Origin of the sequence: Agromyces sp. MMS24-JH15, from assembly GCF_043518605.1 — a bacterium.
Lineage (GTDB): Bacteria > Actinomycetota > Actinomycetes > Actinomycetales > Microbacteriaceae > Agromyces.
The window spans coordinates 2,902,571-2,925,855 of the sequence record NZ_CP171358.1 but is presented as its reverse complement, the minus strand read 5'-3'; the positions used below and the strand labels follow the sequence as shown (position 1 = coordinate 2,925,855).

Annotated in this window: 25 protein-coding genes; 13 read left to right on the top strand and 12 right to left on the bottom strand. The window is 72.7% G+C overall.

Annotated features, from left to right (window positions below; genetic code table 11):
- Positions 1-46: 46 nt before the first annotated feature.
- On the top strand, positions 47-886 hold the full coding sequence (locus ACDF64_RS13345; protein ID WP_394551852.1) for an SGNH/GDSL hydrolase family protein: 840 nt from the start codon (positions 47-49) through the stop codon (positions 884-886).
- 27 nt (positions 887-913) lie between these two features.
- Here ACDF64_RS13345 and ACDF64_RS13340 read toward each other — a convergent pair whose 3' ends face one another.
- Together ACDF64_RS13340 and ACDF64_RS13335 are read right to left on the bottom strand one after the other, a co-directional pair.
- Complete coding sequence (locus ACDF64_RS13340) at positions 914-2,233, bottom strand: D-alanyl-D-alanine carboxypeptidase family protein (protein WP_394551851.1); 1,320 nt, start codon at positions 2,231-2,233, stop codon at positions 914-916.
- A gap of 17 nt (positions 2,234-2,250) precedes the next feature.
- Positions 2,251-3,051 carry a TrmH family RNA methyltransferase gene (locus ACDF64_RS13335; RefSeq protein ID WP_394551850.1) on the bottom strand — a complete coding sequence of 267 codons (801 nt, stop codon included), beginning with the start codon at positions 3,049-3,051 and terminating at the stop codon, positions 2,251-2,253.
- A 91-nt stretch (positions 3,052-3,142) separates the two neighbouring features.
- Between ACDF64_RS13335 and ACDF64_RS13330 the strand changes: the two genes are divergently transcribed.
- Positions 3,143-3,985: a Sir2 family NAD-dependent protein deacetylase gene (locus ACDF64_RS13330; RefSeq protein WP_394551849.1), complete on the top strand. Its 843-nt coding sequence runs from the start codon at positions 3,143-3,145 to the stop codon at positions 3,983-3,985.
- Here ACDF64_RS13330 and ACDF64_RS13325 read toward each other — a convergent pair.
- On the bottom strand, positions 3,924-5,072 hold the full coding sequence (locus ACDF64_RS13325) for a glycosyltransferase family 4 protein (protein WP_394551848.1): 1,149 nt from the start codon (positions 5,070-5,072) through the stop codon (positions 3,924-3,926). The genes ACDF64_RS13330 and ACDF64_RS13325 overlap by 62 nt on opposite strands.
- On the bottom strand, positions 5,069-5,962 hold the full coding sequence (locus tag ACDF64_RS13320; protein WP_394551847.1) for an alpha/beta fold hydrolase: 894 nt from the start codon (positions 5,960-5,962) through the stop codon (positions 5,069-5,071). The genes ACDF64_RS13325 and ACDF64_RS13320 overlap by 4 nt, the downstream gene beginning before the upstream one ends.
- Before the next feature lie 124 nt (positions 5,963-6,086).
- Between ACDF64_RS13320 and ACDF64_RS13315 the strand changes: the two genes are divergently transcribed.
- Positions 6,087-6,785 carry an exonuclease domain-containing protein gene (locus tag ACDF64_RS13315; protein WP_394551846.1) on the top strand — a complete coding sequence of 233 codons (699 nt, stop codon included), beginning with the start codon at positions 6,087-6,089 and terminating at the stop codon, positions 6,783-6,785.
- A gap of 97 nt (positions 6,786-6,882) precedes the next feature.
- Here the strand turns inward: ACDF64_RS13315 and ACDF64_RS13310 are convergent, their stop codons facing one another.
- From ACDF64_RS13310 to glgA, 3 genes are all read right to left on the bottom strand, one after another.
- Positions 6,883-7,134 (bottom strand): type B 50S ribosomal protein L31, encoded by a 252-nt coding sequence (locus ACDF64_RS13310; RefSeq protein WP_394551845.1) that lies wholly within the window; start codon positions 7,132-7,134, stop codon positions 6,883-6,885.
- A gap of 117 nt (positions 7,135-7,251) precedes the next feature.
- Positions 7,252-8,037 carry an ABC transporter ATP-binding protein gene (locus ACDF64_RS13305; protein WP_394551844.1) on the bottom strand — a complete coding sequence of 262 codons (786 nt, stop codon included), beginning with the start codon at positions 8,035-8,037 and terminating at the stop codon, positions 7,252-7,254.
- Positions 8,038-8,081: 44 nt separating this feature from the next.
- A complete protein-coding gene (gene glgA / locus ACDF64_RS13300) occupies positions 8,082-9,278 on the bottom strand; it encodes a glycogen synthase (RefSeq protein ID WP_394551843.1) in 1,197 nt (398 codons plus the stop codon).
- Between the two features lie 82 nt (positions 9,279-9,360).
- On the opposite strand from glgA, the gene ACDF64_RS13295 reads away from it, so the two are divergent.
- Positions 9,361-10,608, top strand: a complete 1,248-nt coding sequence (locus ACDF64_RS13295) for a glucose-1-phosphate adenylyltransferase (protein ID WP_394551842.1) — start codon at positions 9,361-9,363, stop codon at positions 10,606-10,608.
- On the top strand, positions 10,605-11,252 hold the full coding sequence (serB, locus tag ACDF64_RS13290; protein ID WP_394551840.1) for a phosphoserine phosphatase SerB: 648 nt from the start codon (positions 10,605-10,607) through the stop codon (positions 11,250-11,252). Before ACDF64_RS13295 ends, serB begins: the two co-directional genes overlap by 4 nt.
- 45 nt (positions 11,253-11,297) lie before the next feature.
- On the opposite strand, the gene ACDF64_RS13285 is transcribed toward serB, so the two are convergent.
- The gene (locus tag ACDF64_RS13285; protein ID WP_394551839.1) at positions 11,298-12,011 is read right to left on the bottom strand and encodes a beta-ketoacyl-ACP reductase; all 714 of its coding nucleotides are present in this window, start codon (positions 12,009-12,011) and stop codon (positions 11,298-11,300) included.
- A 142-nt stretch (positions 12,012-12,153) separates the two neighbouring features.
- On the opposite strand from ACDF64_RS13285, the gene ACDF64_RS13280 reads away from it, so the two are divergent.
- Genes ACDF64_RS13280 through ACDF64_RS13270 form a run of 3 tightly spaced genes read left to right on the top strand, consistent with a single transcriptional unit; the run spans position 12,154 to position 13,567 of the window.
- A complete protein-coding gene (locus ACDF64_RS13280) occupies positions 12,154-12,456 on the top strand; it encodes a DUF3099 domain-containing protein (RefSeq protein WP_394551838.1) in 303 nt (100 codons plus the stop codon).
- Positions 12,453-12,728 (top strand): hypothetical protein, encoded by a 276-nt coding sequence (locus tag ACDF64_RS13275; protein WP_394551837.1) that lies wholly within the window; start codon positions 12,453-12,455, stop codon positions 12,726-12,728. Before ACDF64_RS13280 ends, ACDF64_RS13275 begins: the two co-directional genes overlap by 4 nt.
- Positions 12,725-13,567, top strand: coding sequence for an SURF1 family protein (locus ACDF64_RS13270; RefSeq protein ID WP_394551836.1), 843 nt, complete (start codon positions 12,725-12,727; stop codon positions 13,565-13,567). The genes ACDF64_RS13275 and ACDF64_RS13270 overlap by 4 nt, the downstream gene beginning before the upstream one ends.
- Positions 13,568-13,629: 62 nt before the next feature.
- On the opposite strand, the gene ACDF64_RS13265 is transcribed toward ACDF64_RS13270, so the two are convergent.
- Entirely contained in the window at positions 13,630-15,228 is a 1,599-nt protein-coding gene (locus ACDF64_RS13265; RefSeq protein ID WP_394551834.1) for an ABC-F family ATP-binding cassette domain-containing protein, read from the bottom strand.
- Between the two features lie 112 nt (positions 15,229-15,340).
- Between ACDF64_RS13265 and ACDF64_RS13260 the strand changes: the two genes are divergently transcribed.
- The gene (locus ACDF64_RS13260) at positions 15,341-16,453 is read left to right on the top strand and encodes a winged helix DNA-binding domain-containing protein (RefSeq protein WP_394551833.1); all 1,113 of its coding nucleotides are present in this window, start codon (positions 15,341-15,343) and stop codon (positions 16,451-16,453) included.
- Between the two features lie 57 nt (positions 16,454-16,510).
- Here ACDF64_RS13260 and ACDF64_RS13255 read toward each other — a convergent pair whose 3' ends face one another.
- A complete protein-coding gene (locus ACDF64_RS13255) occupies positions 16,511-17,074 on the bottom strand; it encodes a YceI family protein (RefSeq protein WP_394551832.1) in 564 nt (187 codons plus the stop codon).
- Positions 17,075-17,401: 327 nt separating this feature from the next.
- On the opposite strand from ACDF64_RS13255, the gene ACDF64_RS13250 reads away from it, so the two are divergent.
- Genes ACDF64_RS13250 through ACDF64_RS13240 form a run of 3 tightly spaced genes read left to right on the top strand, consistent with a single transcriptional unit; the run spans position 17,402 to position 19,963 of the window.
- Positions 17,402-18,559 (top strand): hypothetical protein, encoded by a 1,158-nt coding sequence (locus tag ACDF64_RS13250; RefSeq protein WP_394551831.1) that lies wholly within the window; start codon positions 17,402-17,404, stop codon positions 18,557-18,559.
- The gene (locus ACDF64_RS13245; RefSeq protein WP_394551830.1) at positions 18,559-19,425 is read left to right on the top strand and encodes an oxygenase MpaB family protein; all 867 of its coding nucleotides are present in this window, start codon (positions 18,559-18,561) and stop codon (positions 19,423-19,425) included. The genes ACDF64_RS13250 and ACDF64_RS13245 overlap by 1 nt, the downstream gene beginning before the upstream one ends.
- A gap of 25 nt (positions 19,426-19,450) precedes the next feature.
- Positions 19,451-19,963, top strand: a complete 513-nt coding sequence (locus ACDF64_RS13240) for an Lrp/AsnC family transcriptional regulator (protein ID WP_394551828.1) — start codon at positions 19,451-19,453, stop codon at positions 19,961-19,963.
- A gap of 58 nt (positions 19,964-20,021) precedes the next feature.
- Here ACDF64_RS13240 and ACDF64_RS13235 read toward each other — a convergent pair whose 3' ends face one another.
- Positions 20,022-20,564, bottom strand: a complete 543-nt coding sequence (locus tag ACDF64_RS13235) for a hypothetical protein (protein ID WP_394551826.1) — start codon at positions 20,562-20,564, stop codon at positions 20,022-20,024.
- 244 nt (positions 20,565-20,808) lie between these two features.
- On the opposite strand from ACDF64_RS13235, the gene ACDF64_RS13230 reads away from it, so the two are divergent.
- A complete protein-coding gene (locus ACDF64_RS13230; protein WP_394551825.1) occupies positions 20,809-21,549 on the top strand; it encodes a hypothetical protein in 741 nt (246 codons plus the stop codon).
- Here the strand turns inward: ACDF64_RS13230 and ACDF64_RS13225 are convergent.
- On the bottom strand, positions 21,518-23,251 hold the full coding sequence (locus ACDF64_RS13225; protein ID WP_394551824.1) for a CDP-alcohol phosphatidyltransferase: 1,734 nt from the start codon (positions 23,249-23,251) through the stop codon (positions 21,518-21,520). The genes ACDF64_RS13230 and ACDF64_RS13225 overlap by 32 nt on opposite strands.
- Between the last annotated feature and the right edge of the window lie 34 nt (positions 23,252-23,285).

Below are 23,285 nucleotides of genomic sequence, written 5' to 3'. Positions count from 1 at the left end.
CGGTCGAGTGCGGGCTCGGTCGCCGGGGCGATGCAGAATGGAACCCATGGTCACCCAGCAGCACCCGTGGTCCAGGTTCGTCGCGATCGGAGACTCGTTCACCGAGGGCATCGGGGATCCGGACGAGCGGGTCCCCGGCGGCAACCGCGGCTGGGCCGACCGCGTCGCCGAGGTCCTGAGCGCCGGGACCGAGGACTTCGCCTACGCGAACCTCGCCATCCGCGGGCGCCTCATCCAGCAGATCGTCGACGAGCAGGTCGAGCCCGCGCTCGCGCTCCACCCCGACCTGATCACGATCTCCGCGGGCGGGAACGACGTGATCCGCCCCGGCACCGACCCCGACGAGATCTCGGGCCGGTTCGAGCGGGCGATCGAGCGGTTGAGCCGCGACAACGCGACGATCGTGATCTTCACGGGCGTCGACGTCGGCTTCTCCCCCGTGTTCCGAGGCATCCGCGGCAAGGTCGCGATCTACAACGAGAACCTGCGCGCGATCGCCGAGAAGTACGACTGCGTCGTGGCCGACCAGTGGGCCCTCTCCGACATCCAGGACCAGCGGTTCTGGGCGCCCGACCGCCTTCACCTGAACTCGCTCGGCCACCACACGGTCGCGCGCATGGTCCTCGCTGCGCTCAACGTGGCCAACGACCTCGAGCCGATGAAGCCCGAGCCGCTGCCGGCCGGGAGTTGGCGCCAGGCGCGCACAGAGGACCTCAGCTGGGCGCGCGAGTACCTGGTGCCCTGGGTGCTGCGCCGCATCCGGCACCAGTCGTCGGGCGACCTCGTCTCCGCGAAGCGACCGGAGGCCGGGCCGTATGCGGCGCGCGCCGCCGTCGAGTCGGTCGCCGACGGCGTCGACGCGCTCGCCGAGCCCGTCGAGGACTGACCGCCCCGCGGCGACGCCGCCGACGCGCTACGCCGCGGGCGACTCGGCGGGATCGAGCCCGCCGGGGTTCGTGAGGCGCCACCAGGCGCCCGGGTCCTCGACCGTCCCGTCGATCTCGAGCGGCACGGTGATGGCCTGGTCGCCCGCGTGCACGACGGCGACGCCGACGTCGTCGCCGTCCTCGACGAGCGTGATCGGCTCGGCCTGCACCTCGACGGTCACGGGCGTGTCGCTCCAGACGATGACGGATGCCGCTTGCGTGGTCCGCGCGACCGCGGTGTCGCCCCACGGCTGCGCGTACGACGCGAGCTCCTGCCCGGCGCCGAGCGCGGGGACCTCGTGGAAGCCGGGGACGACGCTGTCGATGAGCGCGCCGATCGCCTGGTCGAGCACGTCGTGGTCCGGCGCGCCGAGCACGACGCCCACGAGCGTGATCGTGGACGAGCCCACGGCGAAGTCGGCGGAGAACAGGAGGTTCGCCGCGTCGTCCGTGCTGCCCGTCTTGATGCCGTCGACGCCGTGCGTGCCGAGCATCTTGTTCGTGTTCCGCACCGTCCCGACGCCCGGGATCTCGGCGGTCTGCATCGCGACGACCTCGGCGAGGACCGGGTTATCGAGCGCGAGCATGCCCAGCTGGACGAGATCGGTCGGGATGCTCGTGTTCTCGAGGCTCAGCCCCGACGCGTCGGCGATGTTCGTGTGCACGAGGCCGCGGGCGTCGAGCCACGCCCGCGCGGCGTCGACGAGCCCCTGCTCCGACCCGAACGCCCAATTGGCCAGGGAGATGGCGTAGTTGTTGCCGGACGGCAGCAGCATCGCCTCGAGCGACTGCTTCAGCGTCAGGGAGCCGGCCGGGACCGGCGACACGGACCCGTTCTGGGCCACCATGTCCCAGTAGATGTCGACGTCCGCGTTGGTGTAGGCGATCGCGGGCCCTTCCTCGCCGGCCGGGATGGGATGGGCGTCGAGGATCACGAGCGACGTGATGATCTTGGTGATGCTCGCCGACGGCAGCGGGGTCGGGTCGGGGCTCTGGGCGAGCGTGCCGGGGTAGCCGACCGCCGAGATCGCGAAGGTCCCGAAGCCCGGGGCGACGACCGGCTGCGGCGCCGCGGCGACGGGGGCGGGGGCGGTAGCGGTCGGCGCGGCCTCCGGGATCGGCGCGTTGAGCGCGTTCGCCGAGTAGATCCCGGTGCCGCCGAGAAGTGCGACGACGACGAGCAGCATGCCGAACACGACCGTGCGGCGGCGTCGGTACATCTTGCGACGGGCGGCCGCGCGACGGGCCTGGACCAGGTCGGGCGCGTCGGCGTGCGGCGAGGGCGGCATGGTGGCGGAGCGGGACATCCGTTGCAGCCTAGCCGTCAGCCGCCCAGCGCATAGAGCGCCACCGCCGCGCTCGCGGCGACGTTCAGCGAATCCACACCGCCCGCCATCGGGATGGTGACGACGCGATCCGCGGCGGCCAGGGCACGACGGCTGAGTCCGTCGCCCTCGGAGCCGAAGACGAGCGCGACACGCTCGGGCGCGTCGGCGGCGAGCGTGCGGAGCGGGACCGCGTCGTCGGCGAGGGCGAGTGCGAGCACCTCGAAGCCGTGGTCGTGCAGGATCGGGAGCGCCTGGTCCCACGCGGGCAGGCGCGACCACGGCACCTGGAACACCGTGCCCATGCTGACGCGCACGCTGCGCCGGTACAGCGGATCGGCGCAGCGCTCCGTGACGAGCACGGCGTCCGCGCCGAGCGCGGCCGCGCTGCGGAAGATCGCCCCGACGTTGGTGTGGTCGACGATGTCCTCGAGCACGACCACGCGGCGCGCGTCGCGAAGCAGGTCGGCCGCGTCGGGCTGCACCGGGCGCTCGAACGCGGCGAGGGCGCCCCGGTGCACGCGATACCCGGTGATGTGCTCGAGCTGGTCGGGTTCCGCGACGTGCACCGCGATGTCGAACGGCTCGAGCGCGGGCTCGAGCGCCGACAGCCATCTCTCCTCGGTCAGGACCGAGCGTGGGCGATGCCCGGCCCGGATGGCGCGCGTGATCACCTTCGCCGACTCGGCGATGTACAGCCCGCGCTCGGACTCGGTCCGGCTGCGCAGGGCGACGTCGGTGAGCGACGCGTAGTCGGCGACGGCGTCGGATGCCGCGTCGGTGACGCGCTCGATCTGCATGATGGGTCCTCCCCCGTCAGCCTGCCATCCCGTGAAACATTCCGGAAAACCACGACGTTTACTATCGTGACCACGTCCGGGAGGAGACCAGGTGTCGATCACGACGACCGAGGAGGGCATCGCGCAGGCGCTCGACCAGGCCATCGGCCTGATGGCGGGCCGCCGCGTCGCGGTCCTCACCGGCGCGGGCGTGAGCACCGACTCCGGCATCCCCGACTACCGGGGCGAGGGCGCACCCGTCCGCACCCCCATGACCTTCCAGACCTTCCTGGCTTCGGAGACGGCGCGGAAGCGCTACTGGGCGGGCAGCCACCTGGGCTGGCGCGCATTCGGCAGCGCGCTGCCGAACCGCGGCCACCGCGCGATCGCGCGACTCGAATCGGGCGGTGCAGTGTCCGGGGTCGTGACCCAGAACGTGGACGGCCTGCACCGGCGCGCCGGCAGCGCGCGGGTCGTCGAACTGCACGGCGCGATGGACCGGGTCGTGTGCCTCGCCTGCGGGCAGGTGTTCGCGCGGCAGGCGATCGCCGAGCGGCTCGAGCGGCTCAACCCCGGCATCGACCTCGACACGGCGATCCGCGCGGCACCCGACGGCGACGTGGAGGTCGACGGCGTGGAGGGCATGGTCCTGCCCGACTGCACCGTCTGCGGCGGCATCCTGAAGCCCGACGTCGTGTTCTTCGGCGAGTTCGTGCCGGCCGACACGTTCGAGGCGGCCGCGGCGATCGTGAAGGAGAGCGAGGTCCTGCTCGTCGCGGGATCCTCGCTCGTCGTGAACTCGGGCGTGCGGCTCCTCGAGCTCGCGCGCCGCCGACGGATGCCGATCGTCGTGGTCAACCGCGGCCTCACCAAGGGCGACAGCCGCGCGGCGGTCAAGCTCGACGCCGGGGCGAGCGAGGTGCTCGAGCACCTCGCCGACGCGCTGCTCGGCTGACACCGGCCCCGCCGCCCGCGCGGGCCTCGCCGAGGGGACGCAGCAGTTCGAGGAGCCGTTCGGCCGACGCGGCCCAGGTGAATCGGGCCGCCGTCTCGATCGAGGCCGTCGACCGCGACTCCCACTCCCCCGGCTCCTCGAGCCGACGCACCGCGCCCACGAGGTCGTCGGGCCGGTCCGGGTCGAAGAAGACGGCGGCGTCGCCGCCGATCTCGCGGAAGATCGGGATGTCGCTCGCGACCACGGGCGTGCCCACCCGCATCGCCTCGACGAGCGGGATGCCGAAGCCCTCGGCGCGCGAGGCGTGCACGAGCGCGGTCGCGCCCGCGAGCAGGTCGGCGTACTCGGCATCCGTCACGCCGTCGTGGAAGACGAGGCGCGCGTCGGGCGCGAGCCTCGTGAGGCGCGCCCGCTCGCCGTCGCCGATGCGGCTGCAGAGGTGCAGTTCGTACTCGGGCAGCTGCGCGGTCGCGAGCACGAGCGCGTCGACGTTCTTGTACGGCATGTACGACCCCATGTACACGAGGCGGTTGCGCTCGGGGCGGGGCCGGGGCGACGCCGGCACGGGCAGGTCGTCGGCGGCGTTCGGGATCACCGTCACCGGTCGCTTCGTCAACCGGTGCTCGCGCATGAGCGATGCGGTCGTCGCCGAGACGGTGACGACGGCGTCCGCCCGATCGAGCAGGACGCGCTGCGGCCACCACGCGAGGTGGTAGAGGCGCCAGAGCAGCCGGATCGGCGCGGGCAGGTCCCGCGGGGGCGTCCGGTTCTCGTAGTAGATGAGGTCGTGGAGCGTGAGCACGAGCGCGTAGTCGCGACCCCAGGACCCCATCGTCTGCATGGGCGAGAACACGACGTCGGGCCGGAGCCGGCGCACCTGGCGCGCGACGAACGGCTCCCTGACGCTCGTCGGCCCGCTGACGAGCTCCCAGGGCAGGTCTGGCAGCAGGTCGAGCTGGCGGCGGTCGTTCACGAGCATGGTGAGCGGATGCCGCTTCCCGAGTTCGCCCACGATGCCGGCGGTGAAGCGGCTGATGCCGTCGTGCTGTCCGATCCGGGTGTAGCGGCAGTCGACGACGAGCTTCACGCGGTCGCCCCGGCGGCGGCGAACGGTGCGACGTACGCGGCGGCCTCGGCGGGCGCCTCGTAGTGAATGAGGTGCCCGACGTCGGCGATGACCTCGAGCGTCGCATCCGGGAAGCGACGCACGAGCGCGCGCTGCGCGTCGATCGGCGTGATGTCGTCCCGATCGGCGGCGACCAGCAGCGTCGGCACGGTGATCCGCTCGGCGTACTCGCTGACATCATGGCTGACGGACGCGCGGAAGGCTTCGAGCACCGCGTCCCGATCGGAGAACGCGGAGAAGTAGCGGTCGTGCTGGTCGTGGATGAACCGGCGGAGGTCGCGGTCTCGCGTCTTCGCCATCGTCGCGCTCATCACCCGGACGATCGCCCCGTTGCGCAGCAGCCCGAAGCCGGCGCGCTCGGGCAGCGCGGCGGCCGCGCGGTAGTAGAGCACGGCGAGTCGGGTCATGACGCCGCGAGGCCCCTCGAGGGCGGGCGCGCCGATCGGGTTGACCAGGACGAGTCGCCTCGGCGCGAGCCCGTCGGCGACGGCGGCGGCGGACACGATCGATCCGAACGAGTGTCCGAGCAGCACGTGGGCGCCGTCGATCCCGGCCGCGTCGATGAAGGCGGCGAGCCAGGCCGAGTATCCCGCGATGTCGTGCGGTCGGTCGGCGAAGGGTGCGGATGCCCCGAAGCTCGGCAGGTCGGGCGACACGATGCGGAATCCCGGCAGGTGCGCGACGACCGGCTCGAGCCCGTGGTGGTCGCCGCGGAAGCCGTGGACGATCACGATGGTCGGCGCGTCGGCTGGGCCGTACTCCCACCAGGCGGTCTCGGTGCCGAGCACCTCGGTGCGGTGCTCGCGCACGGGGATCCGGGCGAGCGCGGCGGCATACGGCGAGGGCGTCATCGCCTCCATTCTAGGAGGGCGACTCCGAGCGGTCCCTGAGCGACGACCGGCCCGACGCGCCGCCTGCGGCGGCTCCGGTGCGCCGCCCCGGGCGATGTCGGCGGCCGCGCATACAGTGAGCGGCATGAACGCACCGCACGCCCGTTGGAGCGACCGACTCGCCGTCTTCGACCTCGAGACGACCGGCATCGACGTCGACGTCTGCCGCATCGTGACCGCGCACGTCGGCCTCATCGGACCGGACGGCGAACCGCTCGAGCAGCACGCGTGGCTGGTCGATCCCGGCGTTGAGATCCCGACCGCGGCCTCGCTCATCCACGGCGTCTCGACGGAGCGCGCACGCGCCGACGGCCTGCCGGCGGCGCAGGCGGTGGCCGAGATCATCGGGACCCTCGCCGGACTGCTGTCGCGCGGCTACCCGGTCGTCGCGTACAACGCGTCGTACGACCTGACCGTGCTCGCGCGCGAGGCCGAGCGGTACGGGTTCACGCCGCTGCCCTCGCCGGCCCCGATCATCGACCCGCTCGTCATCGACCGCGCGGTGGACCGGTACCGCCGCGGGAAGCGGACCCTGACCGCGGCGGCCGAGCACTACGGCGTCGAACTGCTCGATGCGCACGACGCCGCGGCCGACGCCATCGCCGCGGGCCGCGTCGCCCAGGCCATCGCCCGCCGCTACCCGGAGGTCGCCGCAGCCGACCTCGCATCGCTCCACGCCGAGCAGGTGCAGTGGTCGCTCGAGCAGGCGGAGAACTACCAGGCGTGGCGCCGCGCGAACGGCGAGCCCGCATTCACCGCCGTGGGCACCTGGCCGGTTCGCTGACCGCGTCCGGCCGCGCTGCGGCCGGACGACCACCTGGCGACGACGAAGGGGCCGACCTCCGGAACGGAGGTCGGCCCCTTTCGCGTCGGTGCGAGGGTTACTTCGCGCCGAAGTTCTTGAAGCGCTGGTTGAACTTCTCGACGCGGCCGGCCGAGTCGAGGATGCGCTGCTTGCCCGTGTAGAACGGGTGCGACTCGCTCGAGATCTCGACGTCGATCACCGGGTAGGTGGCACCGTCGAGGTCGATGGTCTTGTCGCTCGAAACGGTCGAGCGGGTGAGGAACGTGGCGCCCGAGGCGAGGTCGCGGAAGACCACGGCGTTGTACTCGGGGTGGATGTCTGCCTTCATGAGGACTTCCTTGCTGGTGAGTGTGACGTGACCGTCCGCGGCAGGCTGCAGCGCACGGAAGACGGATTGGCCCCGGGGCCAGCTATCGATTCTAGCAGAACCGAGCCGGATTCGGGCTCACGCGGCACGCGCGGCGTAGCGGCCGTCGGCGTGCGTGAGTTCGATCCCGATGCCGAACGTGTTCGTCAGGGTTTCGGAGGTGAGCGCCTCGGCGATCGGGCCCGCGGCCGTGACCTTGCCGTCGGCGAGGAGCAGCGCATGGGTGAACCCCTGCGGGATCTCCTCGACGTGGTGGGTGACCATCACGATGGCCGGCGCGGCCGGCGACGAGGCGTAGCCGCCGAGCAGGCCCACGAGCTCCTCGCGCGCCCCGAGGTCGAGGCTCGCCGCGGGCTCGTCGAGCAGCAGCAGCTCGGGGTCGGTCATGACCGACCGCGCGATCTGCACGCGCTTCTGCTCGCCGTCCGAGAGGCTGCCGAATCGGCGTTCGGCGAACTCCTCGAGTCGCCACTCCGCGAGCACGCGGCGGGCCCGGCGGACGTCGATCTCCTCGTACTCCTCGTTCCACCGGCCGGTGACCGAGTACGCAGCGGTGAGGACGCTGTCGATGATGGTCTCGTTGCGCGGGATCTTGCGCGCCATCGCGGTCGACGCGAACCCGATCATCGGGCGGAGCTCGAACACGTCGACCTTGCCGAGCGACTCGAGCAGGATCTCGGCCTCGCCGCGCGTGGGGTGCATGGCCGCGGCCGCGATCTGGAGCAGCGTGGTCTTGCCCGCGCCGTTCGGCCCGAGGATGACCCACCGCTCGTCGGAACCGACGGTCCAGTCGATCCCGTCGAGGATCGTGTTGCCGTCGCGAACCACCGCCACGTCGCGGAACTGCAGAACCGTACTCGCCATGTCCCCAATGCTATCCGGACGCAGGAGGCCCTCAGGTTCGTCGCTCAGCCGTGCACTCCCCCGAGCACGCGCTCGTACACCTCGATCGTGCGGTCCGCGATCGCCCCCCACGCGAACTGCTCCTCGGCGCGACGCCGGCCGGCCGCGCCCATCCGCGCGGCGCGATCGGGGTCGGCGACGATCTCGGTGAGCGCGGCCGCCAGGTCGGCGACGAACCGATCGGGATCGACCGGCGTCCCCGTCCCGTCCTCGACCTGCTCGATCGGGACCAGCAGGCCGGTCCCGCCGTCGACGACGACCTCCGGGATCCCGCCGGTCGCGGTGCCGACGACGGGCGCGCCGCACGCCATCGCCTCGAGGTTGACGATCCCGAGCGGTTCGTAGATCGACGGGCACACGAACGCGGTCGCCGCAGTCAACAGCGCCGTCAGTTCGCCACGCGGCAGGTGGCGGTCGATCCAGACGACGCCGTCCCGCTCACGGCCGAGCTCCTCGACCAGTCCGCTGACCTCGGCCATGATCTCGGGCGTGTCCGGCGCCCCCGCGCACAGCACGAGCTGGACCCCGGCGGGCAGCGAACGGGCGGCCCGGAGCAGGTACGGCAGGCCCTTCTGCCGGGTGATCCTGCCGACGAACACGATCGACGGGGCGTCCGGGTCGACGCCGAGCGACCGGACCAGCTCGGGGGCGTCGTTCGGCACCCAGTCCGTCAGGTCGATCCCGTTGTAGACGACCTCGACGCGATCGGGATCGATCGACGGATAGGCGCGGAGGATGTCCCGGCGCATCCCGCCGCTCACGGCGATGACCGCGTCCGCGGTCTCGAACGCGTCGCGCTCGGCCCACGAGCTGACGCGGTAGCCGCCGCCCAGCTGCTCGGCCTTCCACGGGCGGAGCGGCTCGAGGCTGTGCGCCGTGACCACGTGCGGAATGCCGTGCAGGCGCTTCGCGGTCGCACCGGCGAAGTTCGCGTACCACGTGTGCGAGTGGACGAGGTCCGCGCCCGAGGCATCCTGGGCCATCTGCAGGTCGACGCCGAGCGTGGCGATCGCCGCGTTCGCGGCGGCGAGTTCGGCGGGGGTTCCGTAGGCGGTCGTTCCGGGCTCGGCCCGGTCGCCTCCGAAGGCGCGCACCTCGACGTCGATGCGGCGCCTGAGGGCCCGCACCAACTCGGCGACGTGGACGCCGGCACCGCCGTAGACCTCGGGCGGATACTCTCGGGTGAGCAGATCGACGCGCATGCGGACACGCTAGCGCAGCGCTGCCGGACGCCGCGTGACGGATTGCGCCGCGGAGCATGCGCGCGCTGGATACAGTTGCAGCATGGCAGCGCGAAAGATCTTCGGGATCGTCCTTGCGGGTGGGGAAGGCAAGCGGCTGATGCCGTTGACCGAGGACCGGGCGAAGCCCGCGGTGCCGTTCGGCGGCCAGTACCGGCTCATCGACTTCGCCCTCTCCAACCTCGTCAACTCGGGGCTCCGGCAGATCGTCGTGCTCACCCAGTACAAGTCGCACAGCCTCGACCGCCACGTGTCGCAGACCTGGCGCCTCAGCGGGTTGCTGAACTCGTACGTGGCATCCGTCCCGGCGCAGCAGCGGCTCGGGAAGCGCTGGTTCTCCGGGTCGGCCGACGCGATCCTGCAGAGCCTCAACCTCGTGTTCGACGAGCAGCCGGACATCATCGTCGTGGTCGGCGCCGACCACGTCTACCGGATGGACTTCAGCCAGATGGTCGACGCGCACGTCGCGTCTGGTGCCGCGGTCACGGTGTCGGCGATCCGCCAGCCGATCTCGCTCGCGAACCAGTTCGGCGTCATCGACGTCGACCCGAAGCATCCCGACCGGATCCGCGCGTTCCTCGAGAAGCCGACCGACCCGGTCGGGCTGCCCGACGCACCCGACGAGGTGTTCGCGTCGATGGGCAACTACGTGTTCGACGCGCAGGCGCTCATCGACGAGGTCCGCAAGGACGGCGAACGCACCGACTCGAGCCACGACATGGGCGGCGACATCATCCCCGCGTTCGTCGCGAAGGGCAAGGCGGGCGTCTACGACCTGCAGCGCAACGACGTGCCCGGCTCGACCGACCGCGACCGCTACTACTGGCGCGACGTGGGAACCATCGACTCCTACTTCGAGGCCCACCAGGACCTCATCTCGGTGCTGCCGGTGTTCAACCTCTACAACCGCGAGTGGCCGATCTTCTCGCAGCAGCTGAACTCGCCGCCCGCCAAGTTCACGCGCGACGCGCGCGGAGCGCTCGGCACGGTCATCGACTCGATCGTCTCGCTCGGCTCGGTCATCTCGGGCGCGCACCTGGAGCGCAGCGTGCTCGGGCCCTGGGCGAACGTCGGATCGGGTGCGCACGTGCAGGACTCGATCCTGTTCGACCGCGCGCGCATCGAGGGCGGTGCGACCGTACGGCGCGCGATCCTCGACAAGGAGGTCGTCGTCGAGGCGGGCGCGCGCGTCGGCGTGAACCGCGCCGAGGACCTCGCCCGCGGATTCATCGTGACCGACAGCGGGATCACCGTCGTCGGCAAGGGCTCGCGCGTGCGAGCGACGGCGTGAGCAGGGCATCCGGTCCGCTCGTCGTCCTCGACGCCGACTCGACGCTCATCCGCGAGGAGGCGATCGAACTGCTGGCGGATGCCGCCGGCTCGCTCGACCTCGTCGCGGCCGTGACCGAACGCGCGATGCGCGGCGAGCTGGACTTCGCCGAGAGCCTCCGCGAGCGGGTCGCGACGCTCGCCGGCCTCGACGAGTCCGTGTTCGCCGAGGTGCGCGCACGCATGACTCCGACGCCCGGCGTCGAGGAACTGATCGCCGGGGTGCACGCCGCAGGCGGTCGCGTCGGCGTCGTGTCGGGCGGCTTCCACGAGCTGCTCGACCCGCTCGCCGCCCGACTCGGCCTCGACTTCTGCCGCGCCAACCGCCTGGAACTCGCCGACGGCCGCCTCACCGGCCGGGTCGACGGGCCGATCGTCGACGCCGAGGCGAAGGCCGTCGCGCTCGCCGAGTGGGCCGAGGCCAGCGGACTCCCGCTCGGCCGCACGGTCGCGGTCGGCGACGGCGCGAACGACCTCCGGATGCTCGGCCTCGCCGGGCTCGGCGTGGCGTTCTGCGCGAAGCCGGTCGTGCGCGCCCAGGCGGACGTCGCGATCGACGAGCCCGACCTCAGCCGCGTGCTGGCGCTGCTCGGCCTGCGTGGCTGAGCAGCGCGCTCGCCGTCGCAGCCCGGGGCCGGGTTCGATGCGGGCTCAGTGCCCCATTCCGAGGCCGCCGTCGACCGGGATGACCGCGCCCGACACGTAGCCGGCGTCGTCGCTCGCGAGCCACGAGACGACCTTCGCGACCTCGGCGGGCTCGGCGAACCGGCCGGCCGGGATCGACTGGCGGTACTGCTCCTGCTGCGCCTCGGGCAGCTCGTCGGTCATGTCGGTGCGGATGAACCCGGGCGCGACGACGTTCGCGGTGATCCCACGGGCGCCGAGCTCGCGCGTGAGCGACCGTGCCATGCCCACGAGCGCGGCCTTGGACGACGAGTAGTTCACCTGGCCCGCGCCGCCGAAGAGGCCGACGACGCTCGAGATGAGGATGACGCGCCCGAAGCGCGCCTTGAGCATGCCCTTCGACGCGCGCTTGACGACGCGGAACGCGCCGGTGAGATTCGTGTCGATGACCGTCTCGAAGTCCTCCTCCGACATGCGGAGCAGGAGCGTGTCGCGCGTGATGCCCGCGTTGGCGACGACGACCTCGACGGGCCCGAGCGCGGCCTCGACCTCGGTGAAGGCCTGGTCGATCGACGCCGAGTCGGTGACGTCCGCCCGGACCGTGAGCGCACCCGCGGGCCCCTCGCCCGAACGCGCCGTGACGGCGACCCGGTGGCCCTGTGCGACGAACTCCTCGGCGATCGCCCAGCCGATGCCTCGGTTGCCGCCGGTCACCAGCACGGTACGGGGAGTCGTGGACATGGCGGCTCGCTTTCTGTCGGGCTGGCGGCCCGGGTCGGTGGGATCCGCCCCATCGTAGCGAATCGGCCGAGCGGGGCATCGACGGTCCCGTGCGGACGTAGGCTTGGGGTGAGGAGCGCCGTGCCCATCCGCGGCGACCAGGATGAAGCAGCAGTACACGATCACGTCGCTGCCGCCCTCCCCCGAGGCCGAGCGACGCGCGCGCATGGTGAAGTACACGATCACCATGTCGATCCGCGTGCTCTGCATCTTCCTGATGCTGTTCGCGAAGGGCTGGTGGCTCGCCGTGTGCGCGGCCGGCGCGATCTTCCTCCCGTATGTCGCCGTCGTCCTCGCGAACGTGAGCGGCCCGAGCCGCACCCGCCGGGTGGATGCCCCGACCGGCGCGATCGAGGCCGCTCGGCCCACCGCCGCCGCCGAAGACGACGACGAGGACGGACGATGATCGGATTCCCCGGCGCATCCCCGGAGGCGCCGACATGCTCGCGCGCCGGCTGCACGGCGGGCGCCGCGTGGCGCATCGAGTGGCGCAATCCGCGGATCCACGTCGACGGTCGCACGAAGACCTGGCTCGCGTGCGACGAGCACGTCGAGTTTCTGCGCGAGTTCCTCGCGTCACGGTCGTTCCCGCTCGAGGTCCGGCCGTTCGAGGCGGATCGGCTCGAGTCGAGCACGCTCGAGGCTGGCCCGGCGACCGACCCGGAGGCCGTCCGATGAGCATCTGGCGCCTGCTCGGGACCCGCCGCTGGCTGGGCTACCTCGCACTCGTGATCGCGTTCGCGATCGCCTGCTCGGCGCTCGGCACCTGGCAGCTGAACCGGCGAGCCGAAGCGCTCACCGAGATCGCCCGCATCGACGCCAACTACGACGCGTCGCCCACACCCGTCGTCGACGCGCTGCCGGACCGCGCGGCCTTCGACCCGGACCAGCGGTGGCTCGTGGTCGCACTCGGCGGCCGGTACCTGGCCGACGAGGAGGTCGTGATCCGGAACCGGCCCTACCAAGGGGCATCCGGATTCCAGGTCGTGACCCCGTTCCTCCTCGAGGACGGCACCGTCTTCTTCGTCGACCGGGGCTGGGTCGCCCAGGGGTCGGACGGCGAACCCGCCGAGTACGCCGCGCCCGAGGCCGGGCAGGTCGAGATCGCCGTGCGCCTGAAGGCGGGCGAGGGCACGATCGCGGGCCGCACCTCGGTCGGGAACCAGCTCGCGACGATCGACCTCGCCGAGCTCGCCGATCGCGTCGGCGAGCCCAGCTACACCGGCGCGTACGGGATCCTCATCCAGACCGGCGCGGATGCCTCGGAGGCGCCGCTCGCGGCCAGCCGACCCGCGCGCGACGAGGGCCCGCACCTGTCGTACTCGCTGCAGTGGTTCGTCTTCGCGCTCATCGGCTTCGTCGGGTTCGGCTGGGCGCTCCGGCAGGACTGGCGCACCCTGAACGCGGATGACCCCGCCGAGCGCGAACGCGCCGACGCCGAACGCGAGCGGCGGCGGGCCGCGAAGGCACGCACCGACGCCGCCGTCGAGGACGAGATCCTCGACCGCAGCCGCTGAGCACGGGGCATCCGCGCGGTCGCCCGACCTGACGAAGCGTGCCGCTGCGCGGCGCGCTCACCTCACGCGAGCTCGATGAGCTCCTGGTACTCGGCCGACCAGTGGTCCTCGACGCCGTCCGGCAGGATCAGCACGCGCTCCGGGCTCAGCGCCTCGACCGCACCCGGGTCGTGCGAGACCAGGACGACGGCGCCCTCGAAGTGCGCGAGCGCGTCGAGGATCTCGTCGCGGCTCGCGGGGTCGAGGTTGTTGGTCGGCTCGTCGAGCAGCAGCACGTTCGCGCCCGAGACCACGATCATCGCGAGCGCGAGACGCGTCTTCTCGCCGCCCGAGAGCACGCCGGCCGGCTTGTGCACGTCGTCGCCCGTGAACAGGAAGGAGCCGAGCACCTTCCGCGCCTCGGTCTCGGTGAGGTTCGGCGAGGCGCTGACCATGTTCTGCAGGACCGTGCGCGCGACGTCGATGGTCTCGTGCTCCTGCGCGAAGTAGCCGACCCGCAGGCCGTGCCCGGGTTCGACGAGGCCCGTGTCGGGCGCGTCGACGCCGGCGAGGATGCGCAGCAGCGTGGTCTTGCCCGCGCCGTTCAGGCCGATGATGACGACCTTCGAGCCGCGGTCGATCGCGAGGTCGACCGCCGTGAAGATCTCGAGCGAACCGTAGGACTTGGACAGGTCGCTCGCGGTGAGCGGGGTCCGCCCGCAGGGCGCCGGGGTCGGGAAGCGCAGCTTCGCGACGCGGTCGGCCTGGCGCACCTCCTCGAGCCCGGAGAGGAGCTTCTCGGCGCGAGCGACCATCTGGTGGGCGGCGGCGGCCTTCGAGGCCTTCGCGCCGAAGCGCGCGGCCTGCTGCTGGAGCGCCGACGCCTTCTTCTCGGCGTTCACGCGCTCCTTCTTGCGACGCTCCTCATCGGCGGCGCGCTGGCGGAGGTAGTGCTTCCAGCCCATGTTGTAGATGTCGATGACCGAGCGGTTCGCGTCGAGGTAGAACACCCGGTTCACGACCTCGCCGACGAGTTCGACGTCGTGGCTGATGACGATCACGCCGCCCTTGTAGCCCTTGAGGAACTCCCGCAGCCAGACGACGGAGTCGGCGTCGAGGTGGTTCGTCGGCTCGTCGAGGATCATCGTCGAGGCGTCGCTGAACAGGATGCGCGCGAGCTCGATGCGCCGGCGCTGGCCACCCGAGAGCGTCTTCAGGGGCTGGTCGAGGATGCGATCGGGCAGGTTGAGGTTCGAGGCGATCGACGCGGCCTCCGCCTCGGCGGCGTACCCGCCGAGCGCGGTGAAGCGGTCGGTCAGGTTGCCGTACTTCTTCATGGCCTTGGCCGCCACGGCCGGGTCGTCGGAGCCCATCAGGTGGGATGCCTCGTGCATGCCGAGCACGAGCGAGCCGAGCCCGCGCGCGTCGAGGATGCGCGTGCGCGCGAGCATCTCGGGGTCGCCCGACCGCGGATCCTGCGGCAGGTAGCCGATCTCGCCCGAGCGGTCGATCCGGCCGCCCGTGGGCAGCGTCTCCCCCGCGAGCGTCTTGGTGAGGGTCGTCTTGCCGGCGCCGTTGCGCCCGACGAGGCCGATCTTCTCGCCCGCGGCGACGCGGAAGTTGACGCCTTCCATCAGCACGCGCGCACCCACGCGGATCTCGAGGTCGTGGACGGCGAGCACGCGGGCCTCCGGAGTCGTGGAGTGTGAAAAGTGATCGTGCCGAGCGGCACAGCCTCCCAGTCTATCCGCGGACCGGGCGCCCGGTGTCGCCCGGTGGGTGCAGGCTGGTCGCATGGCGACCGCAACGGATGTCTCGCGCCTGCGCGCGGCGCGCCTCGCCGCCCACGCTCTCACGGGCGGCGGGCTCCCGAGCGTCACCGCGGCGGTCGAGCGGCTCGGGGCCGTGCAGGCGCAGGACCTCGCTGCGGCGAAGTGGGTGCTCGGCGCACGCGTGGCGGGCTCGCGCGAGGCCGACGTCGACGCGGCGATCGGGTCGGGCGCGATCGTGCGCACGTGGCCGCTGCGCGGCACGCTCCACGTGATGCCCGCGACGCTCGTGCGGCCGGTGCTCGCGATCACGGCGCCGCGGGAGCTCGGACGTCTCACGACCCGGCATCGCGACCTCGAACTCGACGACGAGGTCGTCGCGGCCGCCCGCCGGGTCGCGGTCCTCGAGCTCGAGCAGGGAGCGCGCACCCGCGACGAACTCCTGGCGGCGTGGGAGGCTGCGGGGATCGCGACGGGCGGCCAGCGCGGCTACCGCCTCATCTGGCGACTCGCGCTCGAGGCCCTGGTGTGCGGCGGTCCGGTCGACGGGCGCACGCAGTCGTTCGTGCTCCTCGACGAGTGGGTGCCCGGCCCGGCGGCGGATCGTGGCGACGACGCACGCGACGACACGCTGTCCCGCCTCCTCGTCGCGTATGCGACCGGGCACGGGCCGGTGACCGTCGACGACTTCGCGTGGTGGGCGGGACTCACGCTGGGCGACGCACGCCGCGCGCGGGCGGCGGCGGGTGACGCCCTCGTCGCGTTCGACGACGACCGGCTCGTCGCGGCGGACGCCGCGGATGCTCCGGACGCTCCGGCGCCTCCGCGTCCGGCCGGCCGCCTCGTGCTCGCGGCGTTCGACGAGTACTTCCTCGGCTACCGGGACCGGTCCCCCGTGTGCGACCCCGCGCACGCAGACCGGGTGATCCCCGGCGGGAACGGCGTCTTCCAGCCGATCCTCGTCGATCGGGGCCGCGTGGCGGGCACGTGGCGGCGCGTCGACGCGCGCGGCACGACCTCGGTCGCGCTCGAGGGCTTCGCGGGGCCGGTCGATCCGGCCGGGTACCGTCGGGCGCTCGACGCGTGGGCGGCGTTCCGCGCGGTTCCGATCAGGTCGATCGAATCGAAGACCGCGTGAGACGCGGGCGGGCGGGACGGCCGAAGCCGTCCCGCCCGCCCGCGGTGCGATCGTCGCCTACTGCTGGAGCGCCGCCTGCAGCTCGATCGTGATGGTGACCTGGTCGCCGAGCAGCACGCCGCCGGTCTCGAGGGCCGCGTTGTAGGTGAGGCCGAAGTCCTCGCGGTTGATGACGGTCCTCGCCGTCGCCCCGGCCTTGTAGTTGCCGTACGGGTCGCCGCCGAAACCGCCGAAGTCGAAGTCGAACGTGACCGGCTTGGTGATGCCGCGGATCGTGAGGTCGCCGTCCACCTTGAAGTCGCCGCCCGCGACGCGCACGCCGGTCGAGACGAAGTCGATGGTCGGGTAGGTGTCGGCGTCGAAGAAGTCCCCGGTGCGCAGGTGACCGTCGCGGTTGGGCTCGTTGGTGTTGATCGACGCGACCTCGGCCGACGCGGTCACGACCGAGTCGAGCGGGTTCTCGGCGGTCACGAAGGTGGCCGTGAAGCGCTCGAACTTGCCCTTCACCTTGCTGATCATGAGGTGACGGATGCTGAAGCCGACCTCGCTGTGGGTCGGGTCGATGTTCCAGGTGCCGACGCGGTAGCCGGGGATCTCGGTCGTGGGGGCGCTGGTCGTCATGATCGTCTCCAGTGGTCTCGGTAGGGTGACCGGGCGGTCACTCAATGCAAACGCATGGATGGTTCGGATCGATTCCCGATTCCCCCCGGCACTCAGGTCTTTCTCAGGAAACGCCGCCGCCGTCGTGCCGACATGGCGCAACCGGACTCCCGACCGACGCGGCACGGACCTCCGCATCGGGTGGCCGGCGCGTGTCCCTGACGGGGCCCGCGCGGCCGCTGGGTAGACTCGCGCGCCGACGGACCACCCGTGGATCGACCGATCGCGTGCCTCGAGGAGCCATCCGATCCCGATGTCGATCCCCCGAGCGCCAGCGGAGGGAGGAGCATGGACGATCGCTCCCCGCGCCGACGGGCGCGCACGCGCCGACTCTCACCCGGCGTCGCGGCGGCCCTACTGCTCGCGCTCCTCACCCCGACCGGAGCCGCTGCCGACGAGTACCCGAGCTGGGACGAGGTGCTGGCCGCGAAGGCCGACGTGGCCTCCCGCGAGGCCGAGGCGACGAGGATCGACGCGCTCATCACCGAGCTCGAGGCCGAGGCCGGGCGCCTCGGCGACGCCGCCGTCGCCGCCGCGGCCGCGGCCGCCACCGCCGAGGCAGCCCGCGAGGCCGCGCAATCGCGGGCGGTCGCCTTGCGCGAGGCCGCGTCGGCCGCCGACGCGCGCGCCGAGGCATCCGCGTCCCGGTTCGGACGCACCGCCGCGCTCCTGGCGCGGACCGGCGGAGCGGATGCGGGACTTCGGCTCTGGTTCGGCGGCGGCGATCGCGAGGAGCTCCTCGCGGCGCTCAGCCGCGCCGGCCGCATCGCGGACCAGGCCGCCGACGCCGCGGTGCAGGCGCGCGTCGATCGGGCGTCGGCGCGATCGCTCAGCGCACAGGCCGACGTCGCCGAGCGCGAGCGCGATCGCCTCGCGCGCGAGGCATCCGAACGTCAGGCGGCCGCGGAGGCCGCACACGCCGCCGCGGAGGCCGAGGTCGCCGCCCAGCGGACCGTGGTCGAGACGCTGTACGCCCAACTCGCGAGCCTGCGCGACCGGACCGCCGACCTCGAGCGTCGCTTCCGCGCGGGCGAGCAGGCCCGCGCCGAGGCCGCCGCGCGCGAGGCGGCCGCTGCCGCCGCGGCGGCCGAGGCCGCCGGCGCGACCGGCACCGCTCCCCCGCCCCCGGGCGTCACCGTCGACCCGGCCGGTCACAAGGCGTACGCGCGGGGCGCGATCGGCGCCTACGGGTGGGGCGAGGACCAGTACCGCTGCCTGGTGTCGCTGTGGACGCGCGAATCGAGCTGGCGGGCCGACGCGTACAACGCGTCGAGCGGCGCCTACGGCATCCCGCAGGCGCTGCCCGGCAGCAAGATGGCCTCCGCCGGAGCCGACTGGCGGACCAACGGGCAGACGCAGATCGACTGGGGCCTCAGCTACATCGACGCCAGGTACGGGTCGCCGTGCGGTGCGTGGGCGCACTCGGAGCGCTACAACTGGTATTGATGGATGCCACGGATCGAGAGGTCTTCCGCCGGCACGCGGGCGACGCGACCCTCCTCGTCGGAGGGGCCGCGGCGATCCTCCTGCAACTGGCCGACCCCCGCGTGGCGCGCGGGGTCGCGATGCACAGCGGCTTCCGTGCCGCACCGATGCGCCGGCTCCGCGCGACGCTCGAGTACGCCTACGCGGTCGGCTTCGGCGACGAGGCGGTCGTCGCCGAAGCCGTCCGCGAGGTGAACGCCCGCCACGCCCCGGTCCGCGGCGGCGGCGATGCGACCTCGCCCGCATACAGCGCCTTCGACGCGGACGCCCAGCGCTGGGTGGCGTCCACGCTGCTCGCGATGGCGCTCGCGGTCCACGAACGGGTCGCGGGACCGCTGGACGGGCCGACCGGCGACGCGATCGTACGCGGGTACGCGCCGCTCGGAACACGGCTGCAGTCGTCGCGAGCCGGCTGGCCCGAGACCCGCGCCGAGTTCGACGGCTGGTGGGCGGACCGGGTCGCCGGCCTCCGCGTCGGCCACGAGGCCCGCTCGCTCGCGCGCGACCTGCTCGTGGACGCCGACCTGCCCGCGCCGCTCCGCCTCGCCCTGCCGCCCGTCCGGCTCATGACGGCCGGGCTCCTGCCGGCCCCGGTCCGCGAGGCGTACGGGTTCGCCTGGACCCCCCGCGTCGAGCGCGTCGCGGACGGATGGTTCGCCGCGGTCGCGTGCGGTCGCGTCGTGGTACCCGATCGCGTCCGGCGCATCCCGCTCCACCAGGCACTCCGACGGGTCGCGGCGCGGAGCGCGGCGACCCGCGATCCGCACTCGGGTCCACCGCCGGGTCCGCCCTCGCACGCCGCCCATCGGGACGCGACGCGGCGGTAGGCTGAGCGCGAGATTCGAGACGACGATGACCGATTCCGCAGCCGGGCACAGCGAGCCGTTCGACGATTCCGAGCCGCTCGACGCCATCGATCGCCGGATCGTGGCCGAATTGAGCCGCGACGGCCGACTCTCCGTGCGCACGCTCGCCGACCTCGTGCACATCTCGCGCACCGCGGCACACAATCGGCTCCAGCACCTGCAGTCCCGCGGGGTGATCACCGGCTACGGCGCACAGATCGACCGCGCCTCGATCGGGCTCCGCAGCTGCGCCCTCGTCGTGGTCCGCATCGAGGACGGGCAGTGGCAGCACGTCGCCGAACGGCTCGTGGCGCTGCCGTTCGTCGAGAAGGTGCAGGCCGTCTCCAGCGACGTCGACCTCATCGTGACGGTGAGCGCGCCCGACCACGAGCAGCTCAGCCAGGCGATCCTTCGACACATCCAGGAGATCCCCGGCGTGCTGTCGACCCGCTCGCACCTGATCCGCGCCGAGTTCGCCGGGCATCCGCCCGCACAGGGGCTCGACACCTGGCGCTACTGAGGCGTTCGGTCCTCGACCCTCGTCCGGGCCCGAGCCGACCGGGACCGGGGTCCGCGGCTCAGAAGAACTCGTCCGGCGTCCCCGCCGCGCGCTCGACGTCGGTGGTCTCGACCCTCGCGGCGCGCAGCTTCGCGACCGCGACGCGCAGGCCCGACTCCATCTGCGCGGCCCACGCGTCGGACTCGCGCGCGCCGGCCTCGGCCGCACGCGCCCGCGCGTCGGCCGCGTCGGCGGCGGCGCGCGCCTCGCGGATCTGCCGGAGCGCGAGCGAGATGCCGTAGTACGCGGCGACCATGGTCGCGATGGGCGCGGCGATGACCGCGAGCGCGCTGATCGCGGCGCTGGTCGGACTGAACGCGATCAGCAGGGCGAAGGAGAGGAACAGCACCACGATCGCCGCGAGCACGACGAGCATGAACGGCAGGTCGCGGCTCCAGGCGGCGCGCGTCGTCGCCGCCGCGGCGGGCGCGGGGGCGTCGGCATCCGACGCCTGGTCGGCGGCGGGCGCCGGTCGCTCGGGATCCCAGTCGAGTGGGGCGCTCGGCACGACCTGCGTCGCGTCCTCATCGCTGCCATAGGAACGGACCTGCGTCTCCGACATGAACTCCCCCGTTTCCGGCACTGCTTCGACCCGCGCGGGCACGCAGCCGAGTCTTCATTCTTCGCCGCCCCGGCGAGGGGGTCAACCCGGCGCGCCGTGCGGTCGACCGCGGCGCGGCGGGCCGGCCGACCGGCCCGGGCCATCCATCGCGTCGATTAGCCTTGGGTCGTCCGTCGACGACGCCGGCGGCTCGCACCGCCTGATCACCACCCCCGCCTGATCCCCCACCCCGAGGAGCGCACCCATGTCCGACGTCATCGAACAGTGGCGCGACTACCTCGAGTCGGGACGATCCTTCGCCGTCCAGGCCGAGCGAGGGGTGACGGAAGGCGAGCTCCGCGCCAACCGGACCGGGATCGTCGTGGCGTCGAGTCTTGCGGCCCTCGTGCTCGCCGGACTCGTCGTCCTCGTCGTCGCGGACTTCGGACGTCTCACCACGTCCCTCCTCGTCGGCCTGTTCCTCGTGCTGCTGCTCGTCATCGTGGTCCGCCTGGCCGGAATGCGCCGGCGACTGCGGGCCTACCTGTCGGCGGCCGACCCGTTCGTGGTGGTGAGCGCCGAGTCGGTGACGTTCTCCGGCATTCCGCCCATCGCGTGGCGCGATGTGCTCGGTGTCCTCTCGAGCGATCTCACCGCCGAGTACGAGGCCGCGCGCGGCCTCGGCGGCTGGCTGCGTCGAGCGGCGGTCCGCACCGGCGGCGCGACGATCCCCGTCGCGCTGGGCATCGAGCGCGCGGGGGCGTATCGCGCCGGCGCGACCGGCGGACTCGCGCACGACCTCATCGTCGTGACGGACGAGAACGGCCAGGCGATCGCCTACCTCGACCACGCACTGCCGGTCGAGCAGGCCCGTCAGGTCGTCACCGCCATCAAGGTGGCCGCGTCGCTGAACGGCGTCGGGTTCCTCGCGTCCAACCACGCGAAGGACGGCTTCGAACCCGCAGCGAAGATGCTCAAGGGCGAACGGCTCGAGCCGCGCGTCTGACCGCGGCACCGCAGCCGGGTTCCGGGACCGGCACGACGCGACGCGACGACTGGTTCGCGCGGCCGCCGAACGCCCCGAGGAAGCGGTCGCGGAAGTCGCTCATCGGCCACACCGGCGCATCGGGCGACGGCAGCACGCCGTCCTCCCAGCTCCACTCGGCGATCGCCGCGAAGACCGCCGGGTCCTTCGAGATGATGCTGATGGGCACGTCGTGGCCCGCGCCCCGCCCGCTCACGATCGTGGCCGGCTGGTGGTCGCCGAGCACGACGAGCACGAGATCCGGGTCGTCGGACTCGTGCAGGAATGCGAACATCGCGCCCAGCGAATAGCGGATCGACCGGGCGTACGCCTGCCGCACGCGCTCCGGATCCTGCCAGACCTCTCCCGCCGACTCCCCCTGCGCCGGCTGCGGGCCGAACACGGAGCCGTCGCCGGTCTCCGACCAGGGCACGAGCTCGGGCAGCGGCGCCCACGGCGTGTGCGACGAGACGAGATCGACCTCGGCCATGACGGGCCGACCGTCGTCGGCACCGAGCACTTCGTCGGCGAGGTGCTTCCAGGTGTACTGGTCGGGGATGCGCGCGTACCCGAACGACGGCCCGTGGTAGCCGACGTTGTTCGCGTCGAGCAGGGTGTCGAAGTGGTAGAACGACGTGCCGAACGGCCACGGCTCGGTGTTCGAGGGAACGACGCTGACGGTGCGCCATCCGGCTCGTCCGAAGGCCTCGGTGAGGGTGAGCCGATCGCTTCGGATCACCCTGCTGTAGACCGGCTGCCGGTCGATCCAGAGCCCGCTCTGGAGGGTCGAGTGCGCGAGCCAGCTGAGTCCGCCGAAGGTCGGCGAGGTCAGGAACGCGCTCTGCGACGCGTAGCCGTCGGCGCGGAGCTGCGCATCGCCGTCCCTCAGCACGCGTTCGACGCCCGCCGAGAGGTCCGAGTCCTCCACGGCCACCCGCCCATAGCTCTCGACGAACGCGAAGATGACGTCCTTGCCCGCGAGCCCGGCCAGCAGGGCGCCGCCCGGCACGTCGCGGTAGGGGTCGGTCTCGATCCTCCGCTGCAGGTCGGCGACCGCGGCGAGCCCGTCGGCCGCGCGCGAGGCCGACGCCGCGATCGCGTCGACCGAAGCGTCCGCCGCGACCGCGTATCCCGCCACGAGCCGGGAGCCCGTCAGCGCGGCGACGAGCCAGACCGCCGCGACCGCAGTGAGGGCGAGGGTTCCGCGCGCACGGTCGGGACCGAGGAGACGGACGGGTCGGACGGGTCGGAGGGGACGGATCGCGGCGCTGACGCGAAGCGCCGCCCACGCGAGCGCGCCGACCAGCCCGACGGCGGCGACCGCGATGAGCGCGACGAGCGCGTTCGCGACGGCTCCGCCGACGGTGCCGCGCACGACCCCGAACGCGTCGCCCAATTGCTGCCAGTCGAGCGGATCGAACGGGATGTCGAGCACGGCGCGGTACCCGGCATCGATCCCGGCGAGCGAGATCGCGACGACGACGACGAGCCCGAACACGACGGCGACGGCGATTCGGGCGGAAGGCTGCGGAAGCAGGAAGATCAGGAACAGGACGAGGATCGACTCGGCCGGGAGGGCGAGGAGCGCTGCCGGCGAGCCATCCGTCACCGCTCGCGGGACGAGCGGCACGACGGCGAGCAGGATGATCGAGAGCACCAGCGAGACTCGCCCGTTCGGGCGCATCTCCGGTGCGATTGAACGCGTGCGGGCGTCGCCT